The sequence below is a fragment of the Mitsuaria sp. CC2 genome (assembly GCF_048957715.1).
In the GTDB taxonomy this organism is placed as follows: domain Bacteria; phylum Pseudomonadota; class Gammaproteobacteria; order Burkholderiales; family Burkholderiaceae_C; genus Roseateles.
The window spans coordinates 144,995-171,333 of sequence record NZ_JARVXN010000018.1 but is presented as its reverse complement, the minus strand read 5'-3'; the positions used below and the strand labels follow the sequence as shown (position 1 = coordinate 171,333).

The window sequence follows — 26,339 nt, the reverse complement described above, 5'->3', positions numbered from 1 at the left end:
TCGTTCCAGCCCGCCTGTGTCGGGGAGCCGTCTTGATGCGGCTCCTCCTTCATCTGAAGCAAAAAGCCTACCAGTCGAGACAGACCCCAGCAATGCGGCGAAATCCGCCGTGCGGGGGGCGCTGCGCGTTGGCGGGCCCTGTTGCTGGGCGGATTCCGGGAGTTCCGGCACCCGCCTTGGCGATGCACGGCCGTGAGTCTCTTTGCCGGATGTTGTGGGTTTGTGACAAGGAATGACAGGGGCGAGGCGGCTTCCCCACCTGTTTGCCGCACGCGACGGAACGGGCGGAGCACGCCCGAAAACGGGCTCTTCCGGGCTATTTGCGCACCAGAGTGACACAGGGTTTCCACGGGGGTCTGACGCGCCCCGACGCCCACCTGTCGTTGTGTGGAATCGACAGTTTCAGGTCAGTTCAGTTCAGTTCAACTGAAGAACGTAACGGAGGGGCCTTCCCGGTTCGTCGCGTTGACCGCGGTGGCTCGCAACTGCCATCCCGGATCGATGCGCCCGAGATGGCCGTCCGGCGCCACGAGTTCAAAGTGCCAGCGGCTGTCCGCGACCCGCGAATCGCGCTTCCAGAGCGAGAAAACACGCGCGGGGGTGCCGTCCCGGACGCTCAGGCGGAGGCGGCCGTCGGCCAGCCGCTCTAGGGCGACGGGGCCGCAGCCTCGTGATGGCAGCCACGGGGTTTCGGGCGGCAGCGCCGCTTGCACATAGGCGCCGCCTCGCAGCGTGTCCGCGATGCCGCGGCGGTTCTTCAGCAGCGCCACCATGCTGAAGTGCAGGTGTCCGCCGGTGCCCGGCGCGGTCCGCGTGAGCTCGACCTGCGCGGGGATCTCGTCGATCGGCCAGCCTTCGACTTCGTTGCCGGCACGGCTGGTGAACAGCCCCGGCCAGACATGGCGTCCCAGCGGATTGAGTCCTTGCCACGCCCGCATCAGCGGCTCAAACGCCTGAGGCGCCTGCGAGCGCGGCCAGTAGAGCTGCGGCGCGAGGTAGTCCAGCCAGCCCTTGGCCATCCAGAGCTCCACGTCCGCATACAGCTTGTCGTACTGCGAGAAGCCGGTGATGCCGGCCGGCCGCAGGTCCGGCCTGGGCAAGCCGAACGGGCTGATGCCGACCCGCGCGGCAGGCTTGAGCTCGCGCACCAGCTCGTACATCCGCCGCACCAGCTGGTCGACGTTGTCGCGCCGCCAGTCCGCGCGCGACAAGGTGCCGCCGCCACGCAGGTAACGCGCCCAGCTCGGGTCATCGGGGAAGTCGATGTCCTGCTTGGCCGCGTCCTGGATCGGGTAAGGGTAGAAGTAGTCGTCGATGTGCAGCCCGTCGACGTCGTAGCGGCTCAGGAGGTCGCGGCACACGGCCAGGGTGTGCTCCGCGGCGGCCGGTTCGCCTGGGTCGATCCAGAGCTGGTCGCCGTATTTCTTGACCCACTCGGGCCGCGTGCGGCTCACGTGCGTGGCCGCGGCCGCCGACTTGCCGCCGCTCTGCTTCGCGCGGTACGGATTGAGCCACGCGTGCAACTCGAGACCCCGCGCATGCGCCTGTTCGATCCACAGCGCGAGCGGGTCGTACCCGGGGCCCTGGCCCTGCACGCCCGAGAGGTACTCGCTCCAGGGTTCCAGCGTCGAGCGGTACAGTGCATCGGCGCTGGTGCGCACCTGCAGCACGATGGCGTTGAGGCGCAGGGCGCGGGCGTTGTCCAGGATCGCGTGGATCTCGGCGATCTGCGCGGTATCGCTCAGGCCGCGGCGGCTCGGCCAGTCGATGTTGGCGACGGTCGCGACCCAGGCGGCGCGGAACTCGCGCGGAGCGGGCGGCGGCGTGTCGCCGGTGAGGGGGTCCGGTGATGCGGGCGACCCGGAGGCCGCCAGCGGCGGGGCGGAAGAACAGCCCGCGAGCGTGCCGCCGAGAGATCCCAGCACCGGTGCGGCCAGGGCCGCGGTCATCCACTGTCGTCGTCGCATCGAAGGTTCTCACCGGACGGCGCCGCGGGCGCCTCTCACACTGTCACGATCCAGCCGCGTCGCCACATCGTCCACGCGATGCCGTAGAACACCGCCACGAAACCGGCGGCGAACAGCAGCGACGAAAGACGCGGATCCACCGGCAGCGCGCGCAGCGGCGCGACCAGCCAGCCCTTGAGCGAAACGCCCTCGGCGACCTGGATCAATCCGAGCAGGCGGGCCACCAGACCCGACAGCGCGAACAGGAACAACGCGTTCATGCCGAACACCACCAGCGGGCGGCAACGTCTGGCCATCGCGTCGCGCATGCGCGGCAGCGGCGCGGCATCGAGCAGCCAGTAGAACACGCCGAACACCAGGCATCCCCAGCCCGTCGTGAGGAAAACGAAGGCGGGCGTCCAGAGATTCTTGTTGATGGGCAGGGTCCAGGCGTCGAGGATCTGCGCGATCCAGAGGCAGGCAAGACCCGACACCAGGAACCAGGTCGCCTTCTCGCCGGGATCGCGGCCACGGTGCGCCAGCCAGCGTCCGGCGAGCAGGCCGGTGATCTGGCTCGCGACCGCGGGCAGGGTGCTCAGCAGGCCTTCCGGGTCCCAGGTCTTGCTCTTGGCCCAGAGGTGACCGCCGAGCAGCGCCCGGTCCAGCCAGGCGCCGACGTCCTCGCCGGGCTGCAGGGAGCCGCGGTGCCACACGCCGGAGGCGTCGGGGACGGCGACGACGCTCTGCACCAGGCCGTAGCCCAGCAGCAGGCCGAGAAACCACGCCACCTGGGCGCGCCATCCGCACCACAGCGCGATCGGGGCGACCAGGATCGTGATCACGCCCAGCCGTTGCAGCACGCCGGGGATGCGCACGGTCTCGAAGTGGAAGGAGGGGAAGAGGTTCAGCGCCAGCCCGATGAGGATGATCGTGGCGCCTCGCCGCCACATGTGGCGCAGCAGCGCGGCGCGGTCGGCCGCCTGGCCGCGGCGGGCCAGGCTGAAGCTCATCGAGATGCCGCTGATGAAGACGAAGAACGGGAAGATCCAGTCGGTGAAGGTCCAGCCGTGCCACTCGGCGTGCTCGAGCGGCGCGTAGAGCTGCGACCAGTCGCCCGGGTTGTTCACCAGCAGCATGGCCGCGATGGCGAACCCGCGGAAGGCGTCGAGCGACAGCAGTCGGTCGCCGGGCGCGGCGGCCCCGGTCGCCAGCGCGCTCACGCGTCCGGCTCCTTGCGGCCGAAGTTCTCGGGGACCTTGATCAGCGAGGCCATCAGCACCGAGGGAATGGTAGCGATCAGGATCCAGATGAAGAAATTCAGATAGCCGATGTGGTCCTGCAGCCAGCCGCTCCACATGCCCGGGATCATCATCCCCAAGGCCATGAAGCCGGTGCAGATCGAGTAGTGAGCGGTCTTGTGCGGGCCGTCGGCGACCAGGACCATGTACATCATGAACGCGGTGAAACCCAGGCCGTAGCCGAATTGCTCGACCGCGAGCGCCGAGGCGACGATCCACAGCGAACCGGGATGGGACCAGGCCATCGCCAGGAACACGAGGTTGGGCAGATGCATCGCGGCGACCATCGGCCAGAGCGCGCGCTTAAGGCCGACCCGCGAGATCGCCCAGCCGCCGAGCAGGCCGCCCAGCGTCAGCGCGAGCAGGCCGACGGTGCCGTAGGCGAGGCCGAGTTCCGTGTTGGTCAGACCCAGCCCGCCGACCTGCGGCGAGTCGAGCAGGAAGGGCACCGCGAGCTTCAGCAGCTGGGCTTCCGGGAAGCGGTAGAGCAGCAGGAAGCCCAGGATCACGGCGAGGCCGGGCTTGCGGAAGAACTCGGCGAAGATGTGGAAGAACATCGGCCAGTTGCGCTCCGCGCGCGGCAAGGGACGATCCGCCACGGGACGGGGCAGGCGCCACCAGTGATAGGCGGACACCAGCAGGAAGCTGCCGGCCAGCAGCGCCATCACGGCCTGCCAGGCGAAGACCCAGCCGCCGTCGGACTTGTGCAGCTGGTCGGCCAGCGCGACCAGCCCGCCCATGCAGAAGATGTTGGCCAGCCGGTAGAAGGTCGAGCGCACGCCGACGAAGGCGGCCTGCTGGTGCTTTTCGAGCGAGAGCAGGTACAGCCCGTCGGCGGCGATGTCATGCGAGGCCGACACGAAGGCCATCACCCACAGCGCGGCGATCGACATGCGGAAGAAGTCGGGCAGCGGCAAGGTCAGCGCGACGCCCGCCAGCGCGGCGGCGATCACGAACTGGGTCGCCACGGTCCACAGGCGTTTGGTCGCGAACATCTCCACCAGCGGCGACCACAGCGGCTTGATGACCCACGGCAGGTAGAGGCTGCCGGTGAACAGCGCCATCTCGGTGTTGGAGATGCCGAAGTTCTTGTACATGACCGTCGACAGCGACATCACGAAGACGTACGGCAGGCCCTGCAGGAAATACAGCGTGGGCACCCAGCTCCACGGGCTGCGCGTGCCGCGAGTGCTATCGGCGGACGAAGGATCGGAAGAGGCGAGCATGAGCCTCAGTGTCGATGCAAACGGTGCGGGTGCCGCATCGGGGATTGCAGCGCTTGCGTGAGAGGGCCGTGCAAGGCTCGTGAGCGACCGGTGATCGGCGCGTCGCGCTCAGCGATCGGCCAGCGCGGCCCGCACGTCGCCGCCGTGCCGCGCGAGCAGGGCCTGCGCGTCGGCGGCGCCGAGCTGGCGCAGCAGCATCACGGTGGCGGTCTTCACGTGGAAGCCGCACTGGTCGAGCGCGGCACGCGCGGCCGCCTCGTCGGTGTCGGCGGCGCGCATCGTCAACGCGACGGCGCGGCGGACCAGCTTCGCGTTGGTGGCCTTCATGTCCACCATCAGGTTGCCGTAGACCTTGTGCAGCTTGACCATCAACGCGCTGGAGAAACTGTTCAACGCGATCTTCTGGGCGGTGCCGGCCTTCAGGCGCGTGCTGCCGGAGATCACCTCGGCGCCGGTGTCCAGCAGGATCGGCAACTCGCCGGCGGCCAGCACGGCCGCGCCCGGGTTGTTGGCCATCGCGATCGTCAGGCAGCCGGCGGCACGTGCGGCGGCCAGCGCGCCCAGCACGTAGGGCGTGTGGCCCGAGGCGGCAATGCCGATCAGCACGTCGTCGGGCGTCGGCACGAGCGCTTCGATGTCGCGTCGGCCCTGGGGTTCGTCGTCCTCGGCGCCTTCCACGGCGACGAACATCGCGCCTTCGCCACCCGCCAGCACGGCGACCGCCCGATCGCGAGGCCAGGAGAAGGTGGGCACCAGCTCGACGCTGTCCAGCACGCCCAGCCGGCCGGAGGTCCCGGCGCCGGCATACAGCAGCCGGCCGCCCGCCGCGATGCGCGGCAAGGCCGCCTCCACCGCCGCCGCCAGCGCCGGCGCCGCGGCGCGCACCGCCTCGACCGCCGCCCGCTGATCGTCGATGAAGACCTCCATCAGACGGGCGGTGTCGTACAGGTCCAGGTCTTGATGGAGCGCGCTGGGGGTTTCGGTGTTCAGAGGGTGGGACATGGGTCGGCCAGGGCGGAAGGGGAGGCCCGCAAGGTGCGGCCTACTCTAGTGGGGCCGCACCCCTGCTGCCAATGAAACGCGACGGGAGCGCCATAACCCACGGTAATCGCGAAGGCTCTGGCAGGGACTGCCACCTTCAGGGCGCAGGCACGATCCGGGCATGAGGCCTCGCGTCCGCGAACCTCATGCCCTGCTCGCGCCTCATCGACGCCCGTTCATGCGGGCCTCGGCGCCCAGCACGGACTGGATCACCTCGGCGAGTGCCACCGGCGTGGGGGCGGCGTCGAGTTCGACCAGCACCATGTAGCCGCGGTCGCGACCCTGCGCGGCGAAGGCCTGCAGCAGCGCGATCTGGTCGCTGTGCACCATGACGCCGTCGGGCGACCAGTACTCCATCGCCACCAGGCAACCGTCCGACGGCGTGCCCGGGTAGTAGCGGCTGCCGACGTAGTAGCGCGGATCGATCGTGCTGCCGTGCATCAACATTTCGTCGCGTCCGGCGCGACCGGCCAGCCAGGCCTCCTGCAGCGGGGCGTAGTCGCGCCAGGAGGCCGGCAGCAACGACCGGTACCGATCCAGCGACCAGGCCGGCTCGTCCGGGCCCGGGGCGCGCTGCTCGTACTCGGCCACGCTCGCCTCGACGGGCACCTTCGTGTGCAGGTAAGGCGTCGGACCGATCCAGATGTTGGACGCCGCGCGCCCCGCGCCCCGGATCGTGAACAGTCCCTGCGGCGTGTTGCCCAGCGTGATCGTGCCAGGCAATCCGCTGCTGGACAGCGCCAGCTGTTCGATGTTGAACAGACCGCCGTCGGGACGTCGGACGAAGCGGCCGTCGGCCTGCCGCACCAGCGCCAGCCCCATCTGCTGCCGGCCCGGGCGCTGGAAGCTGAACACGACAGGGTAGCCCGGGCGGATCGCCAGGAGGTCGGCCAGCGGCGGACGCGCCGCCTGCGGCACGCCCTGAGCAGCGGCGACCGCCAGCGCGAGCGCCTGCAGGCGAGGTTCGTCACGGTCCCGCTGCGCCAGCTGGGACTGGATCAGGGCGAGATCCGCCGGCTGGCGGGTCTGCATCAGCGCATAGGCGGCGATTGCGAATTCACGCGGCGCGGCCAGTCGCGGCAGCAGCGGTCGGAGCAGCGGCGCGGCGTCGACGGCATAGAGCGTAAAGGCCGCCGTCAACAGCGGTCGTTGGACGTCTGCCGGCTGTCCGTCCAACGCGGGCAGCGCAGCGAGCAGCGCCGGCCGGGCGGTGTCGATCTCGGTCCGGTAGTGGGCGACGAGTCGAAGCGCCTGCGCGAATTCGCGCAACGCGGCGCCGTCCTGCGGGGCGGCCAGCGCCTGCGCAGAAGCCGCCCGGATGCGTGCGCGGTCGGTGCTCCACCGATCCTGGGCCTGGGCGGTGCTGCCGACCGTCGAGCGGAACTGCTCCGGTCGCAACGCCAGCAGGCTCGTCGGACTGAAGGCGCCCCCCGGTGAAGGTTCCGGTGCGGATGCCGGTGTCCGGGGCAGCTGGGAGCAGGCCGCCAGCAACAGCGGCGCCGCCAGAGCGGCCCAACGGGGCCAGGACTTGCCGGAAGCGGTGCCCGACGCGAGGTCGGCGAGAAAGGACATCTGCATGGCGGTCGATTCTAGGGAGCGTTCTCTCGGCAAGTTCTGCCGACGCACCCCGGGCACGCTGATTGCAATCGACGCCTCCGACTGAATAAAGGCCGAAGAAGATGTTGTCGATCAGGGAGTTCCGCCGCCGTCTGGCAATGGCGATGACAGGGGCCGCCGCGGTGCTGGCGGTGCTCATCGCGGCCATGCCGCAGGATGCGTCCGCGCAGATCGCGGCGTTGCCGGCCGAGAACCCGGCCCTGTCGGCCGCGTCGTCGGCGAAGACGCCGGCCGACTGCGCCGCGATCCGCGACAACGACGCGCGCCTGGCCTGCTACGACCGCCTGAACGGCCGCGCGCCCGACGCGCCGCCGCCATCAGCCGCCGCGCAGGTGCGTCTCCAGCCGGTGCCCGCTGCGCTTCCGGTGGCCGCCGCGGCGAGCTCGCCACGTGTCGACGATCCCTGCACCCGCCTGCCGGAAGCCTCCGGCAGCGCGCGCAACTACCTGGGCTCGACGCTCTCGGAGCGCTGGGAACTGTCCTGCCGCGACCAGATGCCGCGCTTCCTGCCGCGTCCACACCGGCCGGTCTATTTGCTGCCGGTGTCGTGGACCTCGCGGTCGAACCGCTCGCCGAGTGCCGCGTCGTCGGAGAGCCCGGACAACGGCGTCGTCCAGGCGCTGGACCTGGACAAGAACGAAGCCAAGTTCCAGATCAGCCTGAAGTCCAAGATCTGGGCGCTCGACGACCACGGCACGTTGTCGGTGTGGGGCGCATACACGCAGAACTCGCGCTGGCAGATCTACAACGGGCGCGAGTCGCGTCCCTTCCGAGAGACCAACTACGAGCCCGAACTGATCGTGACGCACGGCACCGACGTCGGACTGCCGTTCGGGTGGAAGGCCAGCATGGTGGGTCTGAGCTTCAACCACCAGTCCAACGGCCGTGCGGCGCCGCTGTCGCGCAGCTGGAACCGGATGATCGGCGAGCTCAGCCTGGAACACGACGAGACCACCGTGAGCCTGCGTCCCTGGTGGCGCATTCTCAACACCGGCAGCGACGACAACCCCGGCATCCAGGATTACATCGGCCGGGGCGAGGTGCTGGTGACGCAGAAGCTGGGCCGGCATGTCCTGGCCCTGACGGCGCGGCACAGCCTGAAGGGGGGCGACCGCTCGCGCGGATCGGCGCAGCTGGAATGGGCCTTCCCGATCGGCGGCGGGCTGCACGGCTACCTGCAGCTGTTCAGCGGCTACGGCGAAAGCCTGATCGATTACAACTTCCGCGAGTCCCGGATCGGGTTGGGGGTGTCGGTCGTCGAATGGCGTTGATCCTCGGCGCAGTCCCCCTTCCGGGGGCGCCGATTCGATGAATATGGCGCACAGGTCGGGGCAGTCCCCATCGCCAGCCCGGGACGGCTGGACTAGGCTGCACGGATGTCCGCATTCATCGACACCTGCGTGATCTGGGTGGTGGTCTACCGCCTGGACGGGCGAGACCGCCAGTGGGTCCGTGCCCTGCCGCCCACGACGGAGGCGCAGGTGCGCGCACTGCTGCTGGAGGAACTCGACGAGCTCTACGGCGTACGCTCTGAACTGGTGTCGCTCCGCCAGGCCGAAGATGCCGAACGCGCCGCGCTGATGGCCGGCGGCCTGCCGATGTGCCCGGTCGCCACGCCGCCCGGCCCCGTGCCGGGCTGAACGCGAGGCCTCCACGGCGATCGTCGATCGCCCGCCGCGGTGGCGGCGAAACCACAGACCCGGCCATCCGCCCGGCGCCGTCACGTTTTGATGTCGGTTTCATCGCGGTTACGGCCCCTGCGCTGACAGGCTGACGCGAGAATTCCGCGCGTCGTGTCCGCCGCTGTCAGCGGTGGCGCGGACTTCTTCCGCCGCCTGATGTCCACCCCTCCGAAGCCCCTCCCGACGCCCCGCCTGTTCGCGCTGGCCTGGCCGCTGTTCCTCGAACTCTGCCTGGGCATCGCCATCGGGGTGATCGGGACGATGCTGGCGGCACGGATCTCCGACCCCGCCGGCGCCGCGTTCGCGCTGGCCAACCAGTTGGCGGCGACGCTCTTCATCCTGTTCCGCATCATCGGCGCCGGCATCAGCGTGGTGATCACGCAGGCGCTGGGCGGCGGACGTCGCGCGGTGGCGGACGCGACCGCGCGGGCGGCGCTCGGCGCGAGCACCTGGCTGGGCGGCTTCACGGCGCTGATGGCGCTGCTCTTCGCCGGCCCGCTGCTGCGCCTGATGAATGCGCCGGCGGAGGTGCTGCCGCTGTCGCAGCCTTTCCTGATGGCGCTGGCGCCGGCCATGATGCTGGACGCCTGGAACGCCTCGATGGCCAGCGTGATGCGCGCCCACCTGCGCAGCCGTGACACGCTGATGGTGCTGGTGGCGATGCAGGTGGCGCAGCTGCTGCTGTCGGTCACGCTGATGCCGGTACTCGGGCTGCCAGGCTTCGCGGTCGCCCTGGCGGTGAGCCGGGCCTTCGGCCTCGGTCTGCACGTGTGGCTGTGGCGCGCGCGGCTGGATCTGCGGCCCAAGGCGTCGGACTGGTGGCGGCTGCAGCGCGCGGAACTCGCGGGCGTGCTTCACATCGGCCTGCCGGGGGCGGCCGAGAACATCGCCTACCGGCTCGCCTACATGGTGAGCGTGGCGATCGCGGGACACCTGGGCGCGTCGGCGCTGGCGGCGCACAGCTACACCTCGCAGCTGATGTACTTCGTGCTGCTGCCGGGCCTGGCGACCGGTTTCGCCGCGGAGATCGTCGTCGGGCATCTGATCGGCGCGGGGCAATTGCATGAGGCGCATCGGCTGGTCCGGCGTGCGCTCGCACGCGGGCTGCTGATCAGCGTCGTGGTCGCGGCCGGCGCGGCGGCCGCTTCGCCGTGGCTGCTGCAGATGTTCACGCACGACGAGAAGATCCTCGCGAGCGCGGTGGTGCTGATGTGGATCACCGTGGTCCTGGAGCCGGGCCGTACCTTCAACCTCGTCGTCATCAACGCGCTGCGCGCGGCCGGCGATGCGAAGTACCCGGTGATGGTCGGCGCGGGCTCGATGCTGCTCGTGCTGGCCGGCGGCAGCTGGTTGCTGGGCGAGGTGCTGGGTCTGGGCCTCGTCGGCCTGTGGATCGCCTACGCCGCCGATGAGTGGATCCGCGGTCTGCTCATGTGGCGCCGATGGGCGCGCCTCGGCTGGGTGCCGCAGGCGAGGGCGGTGCATCGGCGGTTGAGGGCGGCGCGGGCTCACTGACCGGCAGCCCAGTCCTTCCACAAGGCGAGCCTCCAGAACTTCGGAATCGAACAGATGAGCAGGAATGCGTCGTGTGGCTCTTGTGCGCGTCGAGCCGTTCGTTCGATGGAGGCGAGAGCATCGGAGGGGTGTCGGCCGCGAACAATCGCAAAAACTGCTGGACGTTCGCGCGACGTGGCGCCGATGCGGATCGGCTTGACAGCCGCGGTGCGCGATTGATCGGAACGGGCCAGACGGACGTCCTTGTCCGCCCCTATGATCCCGCCCGCGATGAACTACCTGCTCAAGCGCCTGGCCGTGCTGCTGCTGACCTTGCTGGCCGCATCGGCGCTGATCTTCAGCGCGCTGGAATGGCTGCCCGGCAATGCCGCCCAACTGATCATGGGCCCCGAGGCGCCGCCCGAGGCGGTCGCCGCGCTCGCACGCCAGCTCGGACTGGACCAGCCGGCCTGGCCTCGTTATCTCGACTGGCTGAAGGGGCTCGCGCACGGGGACCTCGGCTTGTCCTACGCCTATGGCGCGCCGGTCGCCGATCTCATCAAGGAACGTCTGGCGTTGACGCTGCCGCTCGCGATCCTGGCCATGGCGCTGACCGTCGTGCTGGCGCTCGCCGCCGGCTGGTGGGCCGCCAGCCATCATGGCCGTGCCGGCGATCACCTCGTCATGGGGCTGACCCAGCTCGGCCTCGCGGTGCCGAGCTTCTGGCTCGGCATGCTGCTGGTGCTGTTCTTCGCGGTGAAGCTGCAGTGGCTCGACGCCGGCGGCTTCCCCGGCTGGCGGGAGGATCTCGGTGGCGGTCTGTGGCCCGGGCTGCGCGCGCTGCTGTTGCCCGCCATCTCGCTGGCGCTGGTGCAGGCCGCGATCCTGGCGCGCATCGCGCGCTCGGCGCTGCTCGACATCGCCCGCGAGGACTTCATGCGCAGCGCCCGCGCCAAGGGACTCTCCCGCCGCGCCGCGCTGTGGCGCCACGGCCTGCGCCATGCGGCAATCCCGCTGCTGACGCTCGGCGGATTGCAGTTCGCCAACCTGCTGGCCGGCACCATCGTCATCGAGAACGTCTTCACCCTGCCCGGGCTCGGCCGGCTGATGGCGCAGGCCATCGCCAACCGCGACCTGATCGTCGTGCGCAACGGCGTCATGGGACTCGCCGCCCTGGTCCTGCTCCTCAACTTCGCGGTGGATCTGCTGCACGGGTGGATCGACCCGCGGCTGCGCACCCGGACCGAAGCATGAGGGCGCGGACATGAGCATGTGGACATGAGGAACTCCAGGTGAAACGCGCTGGATTCATCGTGGGCATGGCGCTCACCGCGATGCTGCTGCTGGCCGCGCTGCTGTCGCTCGCGTGGACGCCGTGGCCACCGGAACAGATCGACATGGCCCGCCGGCTCGCCCCGTCGAGCGCCGCGCATTGGCTGGGCTGCGACCAGCTGGGGCGCGACGTGCTCAGCCGCCTGATGGCCGGTGCGCAGAGCGCCTGGCTGGTCGGCATCGTCGCCGTCGGCATCGGCCTGATCGCCGGCACCGCGCTGGGCCTGCTCGCGGCCGCGCGGCGCGGTCCGGTCGAAGCCGTCATCCTGCGCGGCGCCGACCTCGGCTACGCCTTTCCCGCGCTGCTGCTCGCGATCCTGCTGGCCGCGGCCCTCGGCCCCGGCATGACGGTCGCGATGGCCGCGATCGGGCTGCACGCCGTCCCCTCGTTCGCGCGTCTGGTCAACGGCAGCGCCAAGGGCTGGTGGGCCCGCGACTTCGTGCTCGCCGCCCGCGTCGCCGGTCAGGGACCGTGGTCCATCACGTGGCGTCACGTGTTGCCTCAACTGCTGCCGCTGCTGATCGTGCAGGGCACGACCAGCTTCGCGCTCGCCATCCTGGCCGAGGCCGGCCTGTCCTACCTCGGCCTGGGCACTCAGCCGCCGCAGGCGAGCTGGGGCCGGCTGCTTGCCGAGGCGCAGACGCTCATGTTCGAGGCGCCGCAGCTCGCGCTGGCGCCCGGCGTCGCGATCACGCTGGCGGTACTGGGGTTGAACCTGCTCGGCGACGGCCTGCGGGATCGCCTCGATCCGAAGGAACAGCCGCGATGACGGCCAACGTGAACGGCATGGGCGGCGTGGGCGGCATGGGCGCGCCCGCGGCAGTCGCGGCGGTCGCGAACGTCGCGAACGTCGCGAACGCCGCGGAGGCGCCGCTGCTGGAGATCCGCGACCTCCACGTGCGGCTGCCCGGCCGGCGAGGCGAGCCTCTTCACGCGCTGCGCGGCATCGATCTGTCGATCGCGCGTGGCGAGAGTCTCGCGCTCATCGGCGAATCCGGCAGCGGCAAGACGCTGACGGCGCTGGCCGTGATGGGCCTGCTGCCGGACGGCGCCCAGGTCGCCGGACGGATCGCGTTCGACGGTCGCGAGCTGCTCACGCTCGACGAGCACGCTTGGTGCGCCCTGCGGGGCCGGCGCATCGCGATGGTGTTCCAGGAACCGTTGACAGCGTTGAACCCGCTCCAGCGCGTGCTGGCGCAGGTGGCGGAACCGATCCTGATCCATCGTCTGCTGCCGGATCGGACCGCCGCCCGCGAGCGCGCGATGGCCCTGCTGGCGCGCGTGGGACTGGACGGGCGCCAGGCGCGCGCCTACCCGCACCAGCTGTCCGGCGGTCAGCGGCAGCGCGCGTTGATCGCGATGGCGCTGGCGGCGGAGCCCGAACTGCTGATCGCCGACGAGCCCACCACCGCGCTCGACGCGCGCCTGCGCGTGCAGGTGCTGGACCTGCTGCGCGAGCTGGTGGCCGAACGCGCCATGGGCCTGCTGCTGATCTCGCACGACCTGGCGCTGACGGCGCGTCGCGTCGACCGGCTGGCGATCCTCTACACGGGCGGCGTGGTCGAGCAGGGCGACGCCCGCGAGCTCTTCGAGCATCCGCGGCACGCCTATACCCAGGCGCTGTGGGCCGCGCGACCCCGGCTCGGGGCGGGACGCGACCAGCCGCTGCATCCGTTCGAAGGAGGCGTGCGATGACCCCGCTGCTGCAGGCGCAGGGCTTGAGCCAACGCTACGCCGGACAGAGCGTGCTGCGCGACATCGACTTCGCGCTGGCACCGGGTGAATCGCTCGGCGTCATCGGCGAGTCGGGCGCCGGGAAGAGCACGCTCGCGCGGCTCCTGATGGCGCTGGAGCGCCCGCATCAGGGCCGCGTGCTCTGGGACGGCGTCGACGTGAATGCGATGCCCGCGCGTCGGCGGCGCGCCCTGCGACCGCTCGTGCAGATGGTGTTCCAGGATCCCTACAGCTCGCTCGATCCGCGCTGGCGCGTGGGACGCAGCGTGATGGAGCCCTTGCTGGCCTTGTCGATGAACGAGGCCGCTCGCCGCGAGCGCATGTCGGAAGTGCTGGTCGCCGTCGGGCTCGAACCGGACGCCGCGTGGCGTTTCCCGCATCAGTTCTCGGGCGGCCAGCGCCAGCGGCTGGCGATCGCCCGCGCGCTGTCGACGCGGCCGCGGCTGATCGTGGCGGACGAACCGGTGTCGGCGCTCGACGTCTTGGTCCAGGCGCAGATCCTGGCGCTGCTGCGCGACCTGCAGCGCCGGGAAGGCATCAGCCTCGTCGTCGTCAGCCACGACCTGCCCGCTATCGAGATCCTGTGCGACCGCGCGCTGGTGTTGCGCGGCGGCGAGGCCGTCGAGCACGGGCCTGCCGCCCGCGTGCTGCGCGAACCGCAACACCCGTACACACAGGATCTGTTGGCCGCTTTGGCATGATCGCCGCCATGGACCCCTTCCTGGAGACGACGCTGGACCGCCGCCGCTTTCATCTGCTCTCGCTGGGCGCCGCCGGCGCGACCCTCGCCGCGCCGCTGCCGACGCTGGCGCAGGGTATCCCGGGACGCCCGCTGGTGCTGGGCATGACGCTTGAACCGCCGGGCCTGGACCCCACCACGGGCGCCGCCGCGGCGATCGGCGAGATCATGCTCTACAACGTGCTGGAGCCCTTGACCAAGGTGGCGGAGGACGGCAGCGCGCAGCCGCTGCTGGCGCTGCGCTGGAGCGCTTCGCCGGACCAGCGGACCTGGACCTTCGTGCTGCGGCCCGGTGTGCGCTTCCACGACGGCACGCTGCTGGATGCCGCCGCGGTGAAGGCCCGGTTCGAAGCGTCGGCCGCGCCGGGCGGGCAGAACAAGGACCGGCGCGTGTTCGCCAACATTGTGGCGATCGCCACGCCGGATCCGCTCACGGTGGTCCTGACCCTGAAGCAGCCGGAGCCGGAGCTCCCCGCGCTGCTCGGGCAGGCGACGGCGGTGATCACCAAGCCGGGACCGGCCGGGCGGGATGCGCCCGCGGCGGCGCCTGTCGGTACCGGCCCTTACGTCGTCGCGCAGTGGCAGCGCGGCGCCAGCCTCACGCTGGCCGCCTGGCCCACGTTCCGGGACGCCGCGGCGATCCGGATCCCGCGCGTGCAGTTCCGCTTCATCGGCGAGCCGGCTGCCCAGGTCGCGTCGCTGCTGGCGGGCGACGTCGACGTGTTCCCGCGCGTGGCGGCAGCTCGCGCGCTGGCGCAGTTCAAGGCGCAGCCCAAGCGCTTCCAGGTGATCACGGCGTCTTCGCGCGCCAAGACCATCCTGGCGATGAATCATCTGCGCCCGGCGCACCAGGACGTCCGCGTGCGCCGCGCCATCGCGATGGCGATCGACCGCAAGGCGGTGATCCAGGCGAGCGCGGACGGCTACGGCGTGCCGATCGGCAGCTTCGTCACGCCGGACACGCCGGGATACGTCGACTGCACGGCGATCAACGCCTACGACCCGGCGGCGGCGAAGGCGCTGCTGGCGCAGGCCAAGGTGAGCGGCCTGCGCCTGTCGCTGAAGCTGCCGCCGGTGCCCTACGCGCGCCAAGGGGGCGAACTGATCGCGTCGCAGCTGGCGGCGGTCGGCATCACGGTGGCGATCGAGCAGATCGAGTGGGCGCAGTGGCTGTCGGGCGTCTATGCCAACCGGGCTTATGACCTGACCATCATTTCGCATGTCGAGCCGCACGACTTCGGCAACTTTGCGCGCGCCGACTACTACTGGGGCTATCGCAGCCAACAGTTCAATGCGCTGTATGACCGCATGCAGAACGCCGCCGATCCGGCGCAACGGGCGAAGCTTTTCGGCGAGGCGCAGCGCAAGGTGGCGGAGGACGCCGTCGCCGCCTTCCTGTACCAGCCGCAATGGATCACCGTCGCGCGCGCGGGGCTGAAGGGGCTGTGGACGCGCACACCGTTGTTCGCGAACGATCTGTCGACGCTGAGCTGGGCCTGAATCGACGGCCCGCGCACGCTGGCGCCGACAGGACGGCCGGAAGTGGATGTCCGTCATGCCCCCTGATGCGGCGACCCCGCTTCAGGGGGGTGTGTGGCAAGGGCGCATCGACCGGTCGCATCGGTCGGCGGCTCGTCGGTCGGCACGCGCCGGTCATCCACGAAAGGGCTTTTCCTCTACAGTGACGCCCTTCGACCGGTGTAGCGTGCCCGGTTTGGGGAGGAGTCGGAGAGCCGAATGCCGTTTGATTTGCCTGAGACCCTGCAGCCGTTCCTGCTGCCGCTGCTGATCGTGGTCCCGTTGGCCATCCTGATCATCATCATCACGGTGCGCCGCGGCGACTACCGTGACTTCGGCGCGCCGCCGCCGCCGACACCCCGCCCGCTGCCGCCGGGACCCGCCGCGACCGTGCCCAAGGTACCGCCGGTCGTGCCGACCGCCCCCGGCGCGCCGGGCGCCGCGCAGGAACGCCTGCCGCTGCTGGTGGTCGACGATTCGGCGGTGGTGCGCGCCAAGCTGCTGAAGCTGTTCAGCGACGCCGGCCATGAGGTGGTCGCCGCGCGCGACGGCGTCGAGGCCATGGAGCTGCTCGGCCAGACCCGCTTCGGCGTGCTGATCACCGACCTCGAGATGCCCAACATGGACGGCTTCGAGCTGATCAAGGCGGTGCAGGGCGCGATGGCGACCGAGGACCTGCCCATGATCGCCATCACCGGCCACGAGGAACTGCATGCGCGACTGCACCAGATCCAGGGCCTGTACGGCATGTTCCACAAACCCTGGAACGATCGCGAACTGATCAAGCGCGTCGAGGCGCTGTCCCACCTGCGCAAACCGGTCGGTCCATGAGCGTCGGTCGCTGGCTCAAGCGCGGCGCGATCACGCTCGCCGTGCTGGTCGCCATCGGCGCCGCCGGGGCTGCCTGGCATGTGCACAAGAAGCTGCCGGTGCGCGAGGGCGAACTGCAGCTGTCGGGGCTGAGCGCCCCGGTCACCGTCCGTTACGACGAGTGGGGCGTGCCCCACGTCGACGCGCGCAACGAGGACGATCTCTACCGCGCGCTCGGCTACCTGCACGCGCAGGACCGGCTTTTCCAGATGGAGATGCTGCGACGGCTGTCGCGCGGCGAGCTGGCCGAGGTCCTGGGCCCGAAGCTGGTCGAGACCGACCGGCTGTTCCGCACCCTGGGCATCCGGCAGCGCGCCGATGAACTGGCCGCGGCCTCGTCGGCGATCACGGCGCAGCCCGGCGCCGTCCGGGCGCTCTACGCCTACCTGGACGGCGTCAACCAGTACCAGGCCAGCCGGCCGGCACCGCTGGAATTCGAGATCCTCGGCATTCCCAAGCGGCCCTTCACGGCGGCCGACACCTACAGCATCGCCGGCTACCTGGCCTACAGTTTCGCGGCGGCGTTCCGCACCGAGCCCGCGCTGACGGCGGTGCGCGACCAGCTCGGGCCGGAGTACCTGCGCGTCTTCGATCTCGCGTGGCATCCGAAAGGGGCGCTGGAGCCGCAGGCGCCGACTGCGGCGCGAGCGCCCGCCGGACCGACCCTCCCGGGCGGCGCGGACCGCCGCTTCGCGGATGTCGCGCCCATGCTCGCGCGTCTGGCCGAGCTCAGCGGTCGCGCGGCGGAACTCGCCGGCCTGCCGCAGTTCGAGGGCAGCAACGCCTGGGTCGTCTCCGGCAGCCGCACGGCGAGCGGCAAGCCGCTGCTCGCGGGCGATCCGCACATCGCGTACTCCACGCCGGCCGTGTGGTGGGAGGCGCATCTGCGCACGCCGCACTTCGAGCTCTACGGCCACCACCTCGCGCTCAATCCGATGGCGCTGCTCGGGCACAACCAGCGCTTCGGCTGGAGCCTGACGATGTTCCAGAACGACGATGTCGACCTGATCGCCGAGAAGGTCAATCCGGCCAATCCGAACGAAGTCTGGATCAAGGACCGCTGGGTGCCGATGACCTCGCGCCAGGAGGTGCTCAAGGTCAAGGGCCAGCCGGACCAGGTGCTGACGCTGCGCCGCTCGCCGCACGGACCCATCGTCAACGACGCGATCCCGGGCGATCGCGGTGAGCGTCCCGTGGCCATGTGGTGGGCCTTCCTGGAGACCGAGAACCCGGTGCTCGACGGCTTCTACAAGCTCAATCGGGCGGACACGCTCGACCGGGCGCGCGAGGCGGCCGGCCTGATCCACGCACCGGGGCTGAACGTCGTCTGGGCCAATGCGAGCGGAGACATCGCCTGGTGGGCCGCGGCCAAGCTGCCGATGCGGCCCGAGGGCGTGAATCCGACCTTCATCCTCGATGGCGCGACGGCAGAGGCCGACAAGACGGGCTTCCTGCCGTTCTCGGCCAATCCGCACGAGGAGAACCCGGCGCGCGGCTACATCGTGTCGGCCAACTTCCAGCCGCCGGGCGAGACGCCGGTGCCGGGCTACTACAACCTGCCGGAGCGGGGCAGCCGGCTCGACGGGCTGCTCAACCAGGGCAAGCGCTGGGACATCCAGAACACCCAGGCGCTGCAGCTGGACGTGCAGACCGACTACGGCCCGCGCGTGCTGCGGCCGCTCATCCCGATGCTGCGCGGTTCGGCCTCGGCGGAGGAGCAGTCGCTGGTCGAGGCGCTGGTGCGCTGGAACGGCTCGTACAAGGCCGACGCGGTGGCGCCGGTGCTGTTCCAGCAGTTCGCGGCGGAGCTGGTGCGCGCGGCGATGAAGGACGAGCTCGGCAACGTGCAGTTCGAGAACCTGCGCCGCACGCGCGCGCTGGACCTGGCGCTGCCCCGGCTGACGGCGGACAGCGATTCGCCCTGGTGGGACGACCGCTCGACGCCGCAGCGCGAGACGCAGACCGACATCGTGCGGCAGGCCTGGAAGGCCGCGGTCGCGCACCTGTACGCGACGCTCGGTTCCGACAGCGCGAAGTGGCGCTGGGACAGTGTCCACACGCTGACGCACGAGCATCCGCTGGGCAAGCAGAAGCCGCTGGACAAGCTGTTCAACGTCGGGCCCTTCCCCGTGCCCGGCGGCCACGAAGTGCCCAACAACCTCGCGCAACGCAACGGCAACGCGCCGTGGGGCGTGGTCTACGGGCCGTCGACGCGCCGGCTGATCGACTTCGCGAAGCCGCAAGAGGCGCTCGGCGTCAATCCGGTCGGCCAGAGCGGCGTCTGGCCGGATGCGCATTACGGCGACCAGGCCGAACTGCTGGCCAAGGGCCAGTACCGCCGCGAGTGGCTGGATGAGGCGGACGTGAAGGCGCATTCGCGCGGGATGCTGGTCCTGAAGCCCTGAAGCCTGAACAGTCTGGCGAGCTTGCGCGGAGCCGTCGAAGCAATGGTTCTTTACCCCGGCGAAACGCCCCTCCGTAGACGGGGTCGAGCGTCGCGGCGTTGAATAAGCCATCTGGACTTCCTGGGCGCCGATGGACGGCGCGAGCAGATCATGAGCAGTCTGAACAAGCTTCGTTGGTTGGTCCCCGTCGCACTGGCCCTGACCGCGGGGCTGGCGTCCGCGCAGCACCATGGCGGCGGCGGGGCGCGAGTGGACATCGGGCTGCGCCTGGACAGCCGCTACCACCACGACCACTACTACCCCGCGCCGGGTTACGTCGCGCGCGGCCTGCCGGGCGGCGCGGTGTTCGTGGGCAATCGCTACTGGTATCACGGCGGGGTCTGGTACCAGCCCTGGGGGCCGAGCTACCGCGTGATCGCGCCGCCGCTGGGCTTCGTGGTGCCCATCCTGCCGAGCGCCTACGTGACCTTGCGCATCGGCGGCTACCCGTACTACTACGCCAACGGCGCGTACTACACGGTGGCCACGACGGGACCGGGCTACGTGGTCGTCGCGCCACCGCCAGGTGCTGATGCGGCGATCCCCGCGCCGGTGGCGCCGCCGCGGCCCGATCCGATCATCTACCCGCGCAACGGCCAGTCGGCCGCACAGACCGAGGCCGACCGCCAGGAATGCAACCGCTGGGCGACGACGCAGCCCTCGTCGATGAACGACGCCGGCGTGTTCAACCGCGCGGTGGAGGCGTGCATGGATGGGCGGGGATACAGCATGCGGTGAGCGTCGCCCCCTGCGAGGGCTTTGACGTCGATCAAAGGGTCAGCATCGCGCTGGCCTTTTTTCGTTTCTAGACTGACGAGAACGCAACTTCAGGGATTTGAACCATGCCCACAGACGATTCAATCGGCAATCACGGGGCACCCTGCGGGGCCGCGGGCGCGGCACCTCACACCACGCAACCCGCCTCACTTCCATCGGTCGGCACGGCGCTGCTGCTGACCTGCACGCCGTAGCGTTCCGCGGTCATGTGCGCCAGGATCGCCAGCGCGATCTCGGGCGGGGTGCGGGCGCCGATGTGCAGGCCCACCGGGCCGTGCAGCCGATCGAGTTGCGCCTCCGTCAGGTCGAAGTGCTCCTTCAGCCGCGCGCGACGCTTGGCCTGGTTCACGCGCGAGCCGATCGCGCCGACGTAGAACGCCGGCCCTCGCAGCGCCTCCATCAGCGCCAGGTCGTCGAGCTTGGGATCGTGCGTCAGCGCCACGATCGCCGTGTGGCCGTCCGGCTTCAGACGCTGGACGACGTCGTCCGGCATCTCGCGCGTCAACGGCGCGGCGATCAGCGTCCAGGGGTAGTCGTCGCGCGGATCGCAGACCTGCACCTGGTAGTCGAGCGCCAGCGCCATCTGCGCCAGATACTGGCTCATCTGTCCCGCGCCGATGATCAGCAGCCGCCATTGCGGCCCGTGATGCGTCACCAGTTGCGTGTCGCTCAGCACCAGCCGGTCCGCGCCGTCGCGCGCATGCTCGCCCGGCTCCGCCAGCGACACCGCACCGGTCGCCAGATCGAGCGTGCGCAGCACGCGTTCCCCGCGCGACAGCCGCTCCAGCAGCGGCGCGATCGCGGAGTGCGCGCCTAACGGTTCCAGCATCAGTTCCAACGTGCCGCCGCAGGGCAGGCCGAAGCGCTGTGCCGCTTCCGCGCCGACGCCGTAGCGGATCAGTTCCGGCGTTCTCAGGGTCAGCGCGCCCTCACGGATCTTCGCGACCAGGTCGTCCTCGATGCAGCCGCCGGAGACCGAGCCCGCGATCATCCCGTCCGCCCGGACCGCGACGATCGAGCCCACCGGCCGCGGCGCCGAACCCCAGGTCCGCGTGATGGTGCCGAGCACGACGCGCTGATCGGCGTCCATCCATTGCTGCACCTGACGCAGCACCTGCAGGTCCATGTTGTCCATGCGCGCACCATAGCGAATTTCGTTCCCGCCTGCGTCGGACCGCGCGCATGTCCGCGCGGTCGCGTGGCCGGGCCCACAATCCTGCGCATGCCGACGCTCGCCCTCAACGATGACCTTGTCCTGCCCGTCCCCCAGGCGCTGGCCTGGAAGACGCTGCACGACCTGACCCTGATCGCCGACAGCCTGCCGGCGGGCGCCAGCCTCCGGGCCGGCGATGTTCCCGGCGCGTTCGCGCTCGTGCTGCCGGGGTTCGAAGGCCGCGTGCTGCGGCTCGACCTCGACGCGCCCAGCCGGATGCGCCTGAGCTTCGAAGGACGCGGGCCACGCACCGGCGTCGTGACCGGTCAGGCGCAGCTCCGGCTGGCGCTGCTCGGCGACGACCGCGCGCTGCTGCACGTGGCGCTCGTGATCCAGGCCGAGGGCGAGACGCCCTCAAAGGTCGCGGGCCTGCAGGCGCGCCAGGCGCGGCTGGCCGCCTTCGCCGAGGCGGTCGGACGCCGCCATCCTTCCGACAGCCCCAGGCCCGTCATCGCGCCGCCCAAACACTGGTTCCAACGGCTGGTCGACTGGTACCTCGGCTGGTTCGCGTCGATCTTCAACGGGACCCTCTATCCCCTGCCGAAACCGCGCGGCGAGAAGCCGCCTTCGGAGCGCTGAGCGCCACGTCCGGGCGTCACGCGACCGTCACCGAACTTGTGCCTCGATGTAACTCGTTGATTCGCTTATAGAATCCGGCGCCATTCAACGGCCACCTCGCGGTGGCCGCTTCGTTTTCCGCCGAACGCGCTTGTCCCGGGCTGCCGGCACCCGACCTCCGCCGACTCCCGATGGCTTCTCGCCTGTTCCCACTGGACGCGCTGCGCGCGATCGCCGCGCAATTGATCGTGCTGCATCACCTGTCGGTCTACGGACCGATCGCCGAGGCGATGCACGGCCTGTTCCCGCTGCTGTCGGGATGGCTCTACGACTACGGCCGCATGGCCGTGCAGGTGTTCCTGGTCCTGGGTGGCTACCTCAGCGCGCGCGCCCTGTCCGCGCAGGAGCCTCAGCTGCGCCGCTCCGCGCCGGCCCTGCTGGCGCAGCGCTACTGGCGCCTGGTGCCGCCGTTCATGGCGGCGGTCGGCCTGACGCTGCTGTCGTCGTGGCTGGTCCAGCCGCTGCTGCCCGAACTGGTCCCCACCCAGGTCCACCTGACGCAAGTCCTGGCCCACGCGCTGCTGCTGCACGACCTGATGTCGGTCGAGGCGTTGACCGTCGGCGCCTGGTACGTGGCGATCGACTTCCAGCTCTTCGCGCTGCTGCTGCTGGTGATGTGGAGCTTGCGCTGCCTGCCGCTGACCCGCGCCTCGCGCCAGTGGCTGGCGCCGGCCGTCGTCGGCGCGTTGTGCGCCGCGTCCCTGCTGAAGTTCAACCGCATGGCCGGCCTGGACGCCTACGCGATCTATTTCTTCGGCGCCTACGGCCTGGGCGTGCTGCTGTGCTGGTGCCAGGGCTGGTCGCCCGTGGCGCGTCGCGCGGGCCTGCTGGCGTTGGGCGGACTGATGGTCGCAGCGCTCGCGCTGCAGTTCCGCGAGCGCCTGGTCGTCGCCGCGCTGACGGCCCTCGTCATCGTGCTGTGGCGCCGCGGCACGCTGCCGGCGTGGTTCCAGCGGCACGGACAGGCGCCGGTGCAGGCCATGGCACGCCATGCCTACGCGCTCTTCCTGGTGCACTTCCCCGTCTGTCTGCTGGTGAACGCGATCTATGAGCATCGCGCAGAGAGTCCCGCACCCATGCTGGACGCGCTCGCGCCGCTGGCGTTGGTCGTCGCCTGGGGGCTGAGCAACCTCGCCGCGTTGCCGTTCCATCGTTGGATCGAGGCGCCGCTGCTGCGCTGGCGTCCGCGCGCCGCGGCGCTGCCGCAAGGCGTAGCGGCGCGCTGAGCTGAGCTGCCCGATCCCCTCAGGGAATCGGACCGATCGTCGGCACCTGGTCCCGGTCCGCCAACTGGTGGGCGTACCAGGCGATCCCGTAGCGGCTGAATCGCACCAGGGCGCGCCCGGCCACCTGTTCCGCGTCGGCGATCGCCTCGCGGTAGGAGCGTCCCAGGTAGCGCATGCCATAGGACGCGATCGCCTGGCCGGTGCGGTCCCGGCCCGCGCGGCAATGCACGAACACCACGTTCGCGATGCCGTCCCCGGTCGGCGTCTGCAGCAGCGCCTGGAGCTGCCGCAGCAGGTCGCCCATCCGGTCCAGCCCGCTCCAGCGCTCGATCATGAGACGGAGGAACGCCGGGTAATCGGCCGGATCCGACAAGGCACCGAACAGCGGGTGGTGGATGAACCGGCCGCGCCCGGGGTGCGCCGCCCAGTAGCGGCGCTCCGCGTCGACCGCCGTCGCTTCGGCGATCTCGTTCATCAGGCTGACGTCCACGATCCGGAAGCGCGCCGGCCAGGCGTCGCCTGCGGCCTGCCGCAGGGCGTCGATCAGGGCGTCGTACTCGAAGCGGTCGCCATCGATCGGTGCGTTGCCGCGCATCAGCAGATGGGGCGTGTCGACCCCGCGCGCGACGAGCCGGACCATCCGCGGGTCCAGCTGCTGCGAGGTCAGGTGCTCATCGCCGTAGCTGCGGGCGAGGCGATCGCGGTCCTCGTCGGAGGGTGGCTGGCCTGAGCTCGGCCTGTCGCCCTCGTCCTTGTCGTCCCCGGCACAGCCCGGCAGCCAGGGCAGCAGAGAGAGCGCGGAAGCCGCCAGCAGCCGGCGGCGGAGAAAGAGGCGTGACATCGGGCGTCCTCGATAGGGAAGGACGCTCAGGCTCCTCCCGACGCCGACATCGGCCAATCGTCAAAAGAGGTGCAATCGCGCAGATGCAGGTCGGTTCACGGTGCCGTGGCCGCCGACCGTGACAGATATCAAGATTGGAGAAGGCTCAGGCCCAGTTCTCGCGCGCGTTCTCGCGCCGCTGCAGGTCGGCGAGCGTCTTGCCGGGCTCGTCGCGGAAGCGCTCTTCCGTCAACTCCAGCTGCTGCACGCGGTCGACGCGGAAGCTGCGGAAGTCCTCGCGCAGTTCGCACCACGCCGAGAAGGTCCACACGGGTCCCCAGAAGAAGCAGGCCAGCGGCCGCACCAGGCGGGTGCTGGTCTGGTCGCTCAGGTCGAGGTAGTGCAGGCGCAGCTTGGTGCGGGACTCGGTCGCCTGGCGCAGGTGGGTGAGGCGCTCCCGTGTGGCGGCATCGAGGCCGCGCTGCGGCGCGTAGACGGTGAGGCTCTCCGCCGCCGCGCGCGCCGAGCCCGGCAGCACCGCGAAGATCTTGCCGAGCGCCTCCTCCGCGCGCTGGCCCAGCACCGCGTCGAGCTGCGGCTGTGCCAGCCGCACCGCGGCGACCAGCGACTGGGCTTCCTCGGCGCTGAACATCAGCGGCGGCAATTCGAAGCCCACCCGCATGCGGTAGCCGACGCCGGCCTCGCCGTCGATCGGCACACCCTGCTGCTGCAGCGCGGCGACGTCGCGGTAGACGGTGCGGATCGAGACCTCCAGCCGCTGGGAGAGGAACTCCGCCGTCGTGAGGCGGCGTCCACGGATGAGTTGGACGATCTGGAACAGTCGGTCGGCGCGGCGCATCCGACGATTGTCAGCGATGGGCATGACCTGTCCAGGTCGTCATCCCCGCCATCTCCGTCATCCCCGCTACGATGTGTCGCATGGCTGACCCACATGTTGCGCTCCCCCATGTCGTGATCGTCGGTTGCGGTTTCGGCGGCCTGGAGGCCACGAAAGTCCTGGACGGCGCGCCGGTCCGCGTCACGCTGATCGACCGCAGCAACCACCACCTGTTCCAGCCGCTGCTGTACCAGGTCGCAACGGCGGGGCTCTCCGCGCCGTCGATCGCGTCGCCGATCCGGCACATGCGGCGTCACCAGCGCAATCTCACCGTGCTGATGGCCGATGTCGTGGCCGTCGACAAAGGCGCGCGGGAGATCCGGCTCGCCGACGGCCAGCGCGTGGGCTACGACCACCTGATCGTCGCCGCGGGCGCGACGCACAGCTACTTCGGCAACGACCAGTGGCAAGCGCACGCGCCCGGTTTGAAGACGCTGGCGGACGCCTTCCAGCTGCGGGCGCGACTGCTGAGCGCGTTCGAGCGCGCGGAGACGCTGCCCGACGCGGACAGCCGCGCGCCATGGCTGAACTTCGTCGTGATCGGCGGCGGGCCGACCGGCGTCGAGATGGCCGGCACGCTGGCCGAGATCGCCCGCCACACCCTGCGCGACGAGTTCCGCCGCATCGATCCCAGCCGCGCGCAGGTGCTCCTGGTCGAGGGCTCGGACCGGATCCTCGCGGCGTTCAAGCCGGCGCAGTCGGCGCAGGCCCAGGCGCAGCTGGAACGCATCGGCGTGGTGGTGCGGACCGGCTGCCGCGTCGTCGGCATCGACGAGGAGGGCGTGGACCTCCAGACCGCCGACGGCGGCAAGGAACGCATCGCGTCGCGCACCAAGGTGTGGGCGGCCGGCGTGGCGGCGTCGCCGCTGGCGCGCACGCTGGACGTGCCGCTGGACCGCGCCGGCCGCGTGATCGTCGACGAGCAGATGAACATCCCCGGCCATCCGGAGGTCTACGTCGTCGGCGACATGGCGGCGGCGACCAGCCTCGAGAAGGACGGCAGCCGCAAGCCGGTGCCCGGCGTCAGTCCCGGCGCCAAGCAGGCCGGCCGGCATGCGGCGCGGCAGATCCTGGCGCGCTTGCGGGACCGGTCGGAACCGCCGTTCCGGTACATGGACTACGGCAACCTCGCGACGATCGGCCGCAAGGCGGCCGTGGCCGACCTCGGGACAATCCAGTTCAGCGGCTTTTCCGCGTGGCTGTTCTGGCTGTTCGTGCACGTGTACTTCCTGATCGGCTTCCGCAACCGCGTCCGCGTCTTCGCCGACTGGGCCTGGGCGTACTTCACCTTCCAGCGCCACGCGCGGATCGTCGTTGAACCGCGTCCTGGCGCCAGGGACGACGCCTGATGCTTCACGTCCCGTGGTGAGCAGCCAAGGGCTCAGATCGGCGTGCAGAGCTCGACCAACGTCCCGTCGGGACACCTGACGTAGGCCACCACCTGGCCCCAGGGTTTGGTGATCGGCGGGGTCAGGCCTTGCGCGCCCGCGGCAAGCGCCTGCGCGTAGGCGGCGGGGACGTCCTGCGTGGACAGGCCGATCTCCATGCCGAGCGGCGAGCCGTCCTCCGCCTTCCGGTAGTCCTGGCCGAGGTTGCCGCGCGCGATGTCATGACGGGCGAAGGACAGCGTGGTGGCGCCGGTCTCCAGCTCACCGTAGGCGCCGGACTCGTGCAGGAAACGTCGCCGGAGACCGAAGGCCCGCTCGAAGAAGTCCAGCGAGGCTCCCACGTCCTCGACGTAGACGATCGTGTAGGCGAAGTTCAAGGCGCTCATGGCGGGCTCTCCGTGGAAGGACGATGACGACGGGACGGATGTCCCCTGGGGGCGGGGCGTCGGCGCGGGCC

General features: G+C 70.5%; 23 protein-coding genes. 14 read left to right on the top strand and 9 right to left on the bottom strand.

Annotation, left to right across the window (positions count from 1 at the left end):
* Positions 1–422: 422 nt before the first annotated feature.
* From PV762_RS13405 to PV762_RS13385, 5 genes are all read right to left on the bottom strand, one after another.
* A complete protein-coding gene (locus tag PV762_RS13405; RefSeq protein ID WP_421035504.1) occupies positions 423–1,949 on the bottom strand; it encodes a glycoside hydrolase family 10 protein in 1,527 nt (508 codons plus the stop codon).
* A 53-nt stretch (positions 1,950–2,002) separates the two neighbouring features.
* Positions 2,003–3,166, bottom strand: coding sequence for an acyltransferase family protein (locus PV762_RS13400; protein WP_421035503.1), 1,164 nt, complete (start codon positions 3,164–3,166; stop codon positions 2,003–2,005).
* Complete coding sequence (locus PV762_RS13395; RefSeq protein WP_421035502.1) at positions 3,163–4,470, bottom strand: MFS transporter; 1,308 nt, start codon at positions 4,468–4,470, stop codon at positions 3,163–3,165. Before PV762_RS13395 ends, PV762_RS13400 begins: the two co-directional genes overlap by 4 nt.
* 108 nt (positions 4,471–4,578) lie before the next feature.
* Entirely contained in the window at positions 4,579–5,472 is an 894-nt protein-coding gene (locus PV762_RS13390; protein ID WP_421035501.1) for an N-acetylmuramic acid 6-phosphate etherase, read from the bottom strand.
* A 201-nt stretch (positions 5,473–5,673) separates the two neighbouring features.
* Positions 5,674–7,089, bottom strand: coding sequence for a hypothetical protein (locus PV762_RS13385; RefSeq protein WP_421035500.1), 1,416 nt, complete (start codon positions 7,087–7,089; stop codon positions 5,674–5,676).
* A 101-nt stretch (positions 7,090–7,190) separates the two neighbouring features.
* Here PV762_RS13385 and PV762_RS13380 point away from each other — a divergent pair, with 101 nt between their 5' ends.
* From PV762_RS13380 to PV762_RS13330, 11 genes are all read left to right on the top strand, one after another.
* A complete protein-coding gene (locus PV762_RS13380) occupies positions 7,191–8,399 on the top strand; it encodes a phospholipase A (RefSeq protein WP_421035499.1) in 1,209 nt (402 codons plus the stop codon).
* Positions 8,400–8,504: 105 nt separating this feature from the next.
* Positions 8,505–8,768 carry a hypothetical protein gene (locus tag PV762_RS13375; RefSeq protein ID WP_421035498.1) on the top strand — a complete coding sequence of 88 codons (264 nt, stop codon included), beginning with the start codon at positions 8,505–8,507 and terminating at the stop codon, positions 8,766–8,768.
* A 153-nt stretch (positions 8,769–8,921) separates the two neighbouring features.
* Positions 8,922–10,325 carry an MATE family efflux transporter gene (locus PV762_RS13370; RefSeq protein WP_421035497.1) on the top strand — a complete coding sequence of 468 codons (1,404 nt, stop codon included), beginning with the start codon at positions 8,922–8,924 and terminating at the stop codon, positions 10,323–10,325.
* Between the two features lie 255 nt (positions 10,326–10,580).
* The gene (locus PV762_RS13365) at positions 10,581–11,558 is read left to right on the top strand and encodes an ABC transporter permease (protein ID WP_421035653.1); all 978 of its coding nucleotides are present in this window, start codon (positions 10,581–10,583) and stop codon (positions 11,556–11,558) included.
* A gap of 65 nt (positions 11,559–11,623) precedes the next feature.
* Complete coding sequence (locus tag PV762_RS13360) at positions 11,624–12,406, top strand: ABC transporter permease (protein WP_421035652.1); 783 nt, start codon at positions 11,624–11,626, stop codon at positions 12,404–12,406.
* Positions 12,403–13,332 (top strand): ABC transporter ATP-binding protein, encoded by a 930-nt coding sequence (locus tag PV762_RS13355; RefSeq protein ID WP_421035496.1) that lies wholly within the window; start codon positions 12,403–12,405, stop codon positions 13,330–13,332. The genes PV762_RS13360 and PV762_RS13355 overlap by 4 nt, the downstream gene beginning before the upstream one ends.
* Positions 13,329–14,072, top strand: coding sequence for an ABC transporter ATP-binding protein (locus PV762_RS13350; protein ID WP_421035495.1), 744 nt, complete (start codon positions 13,329–13,331; stop codon positions 14,070–14,072). The genes PV762_RS13355 and PV762_RS13350 overlap by 4 nt, the downstream gene beginning before the upstream one ends.
* 8 nt (positions 14,073–14,080) lie before the next feature.
* Complete coding sequence (locus PV762_RS13345) at positions 14,081–15,610, top strand: ABC transporter substrate-binding protein (protein WP_421035494.1); 1,530 nt, start codon at positions 14,081–14,083, stop codon at positions 15,608–15,610.
* Positions 15,611–15,847: 237 nt separating this feature from the next.
* Positions 15,848–16,459 (top strand): response regulator, encoded by a 612-nt coding sequence (locus PV762_RS13340; protein ID WP_421035493.1) that lies wholly within the window; start codon positions 15,848–15,850, stop codon positions 16,457–16,459.
* Positions 16,456–18,903, top strand: coding sequence for a penicillin acylase family protein (locus tag PV762_RS13335; RefSeq protein WP_421035492.1), 2,448 nt, complete (start codon positions 16,456–16,458; stop codon positions 18,901–18,903). The genes PV762_RS13340 and PV762_RS13335 overlap by 4 nt, the downstream gene beginning before the upstream one ends.
* 150 nt (positions 18,904–19,053) lie before the next feature.
* Positions 19,054–19,680 carry a DUF6515 family protein gene (locus tag PV762_RS13330; protein ID WP_421035491.1) on the top strand — a complete coding sequence of 209 codons (627 nt, stop codon included), beginning with the start codon at positions 19,054–19,056 and terminating at the stop codon, positions 19,678–19,680.
* A gap of 166 nt (positions 19,681–19,846) precedes the next feature.
* Here the strand turns inward: PV762_RS13330 and PV762_RS13325 are convergent, their stop codons facing one another.
* Positions 19,847–20,854, bottom strand: coding sequence for an XdhC family protein (locus PV762_RS13325; RefSeq protein ID WP_421035490.1), 1,008 nt, complete (start codon positions 20,852–20,854; stop codon positions 19,847–19,849).
* Positions 20,855–20,941: 87 nt separating this feature from the next.
* Between PV762_RS13325 and PV762_RS13320 the strand changes: the two genes are divergently transcribed.
* Positions 20,942–21,511 carry a CoxG family protein gene (locus tag PV762_RS13320; protein ID WP_421035489.1) on the top strand — a complete coding sequence of 190 codons (570 nt, stop codon included), beginning with the start codon at positions 20,942–20,944 and terminating at the stop codon, positions 21,509–21,511.
* Between the two features lie 170 nt (positions 21,512–21,681).
* Complete coding sequence (locus tag PV762_RS13315; protein ID WP_421035488.1) at positions 21,682–22,776, top strand: acyltransferase family protein; 1,095 nt, start codon at positions 21,682–21,684, stop codon at positions 22,774–22,776.
* Between the two features lie 19 nt (positions 22,777–22,795).
* Here the strand turns inward: PV762_RS13315 and PV762_RS13310 are convergent, their stop codons facing one another.
* Positions 22,796–23,617, bottom strand: coding sequence for a hypothetical protein (locus tag PV762_RS13310; RefSeq protein ID WP_421035487.1), 822 nt, complete (start codon positions 23,615–23,617; stop codon positions 22,796–22,798).
* Between the two features lie 145 nt (positions 23,618–23,762).
* Positions 23,763–24,455, bottom strand: a complete 693-nt coding sequence (locus PV762_RS13305; protein WP_421035651.1) for a helix-turn-helix transcriptional regulator — start codon at positions 24,453–24,455, stop codon at positions 23,763–23,765.
* 80 nt (positions 24,456–24,535) lie between these two features.
* On the opposite strand from PV762_RS13305, the gene PV762_RS13300 reads away from it, so the two are divergent.
* Positions 24,536–25,843 carry an NAD(P)/FAD-dependent oxidoreductase gene (locus PV762_RS13300; RefSeq protein ID WP_421035486.1) on the top strand — a complete coding sequence of 436 codons (1,308 nt, stop codon included), beginning with the start codon at positions 24,536–24,538 and terminating at the stop codon, positions 25,841–25,843.
* 32 nt (positions 25,844–25,875) lie between these two features.
* Here the strand turns inward: PV762_RS13300 and PV762_RS13295 are convergent, their stop codons facing one another.
* Positions 25,876–26,259, bottom strand: coding sequence for a VOC family protein (locus PV762_RS13295; protein WP_421035650.1), 384 nt, complete (start codon positions 26,257–26,259; stop codon positions 25,876–25,878).
* Positions 26,260–26,339: the final 80 nt, after the last annotated feature.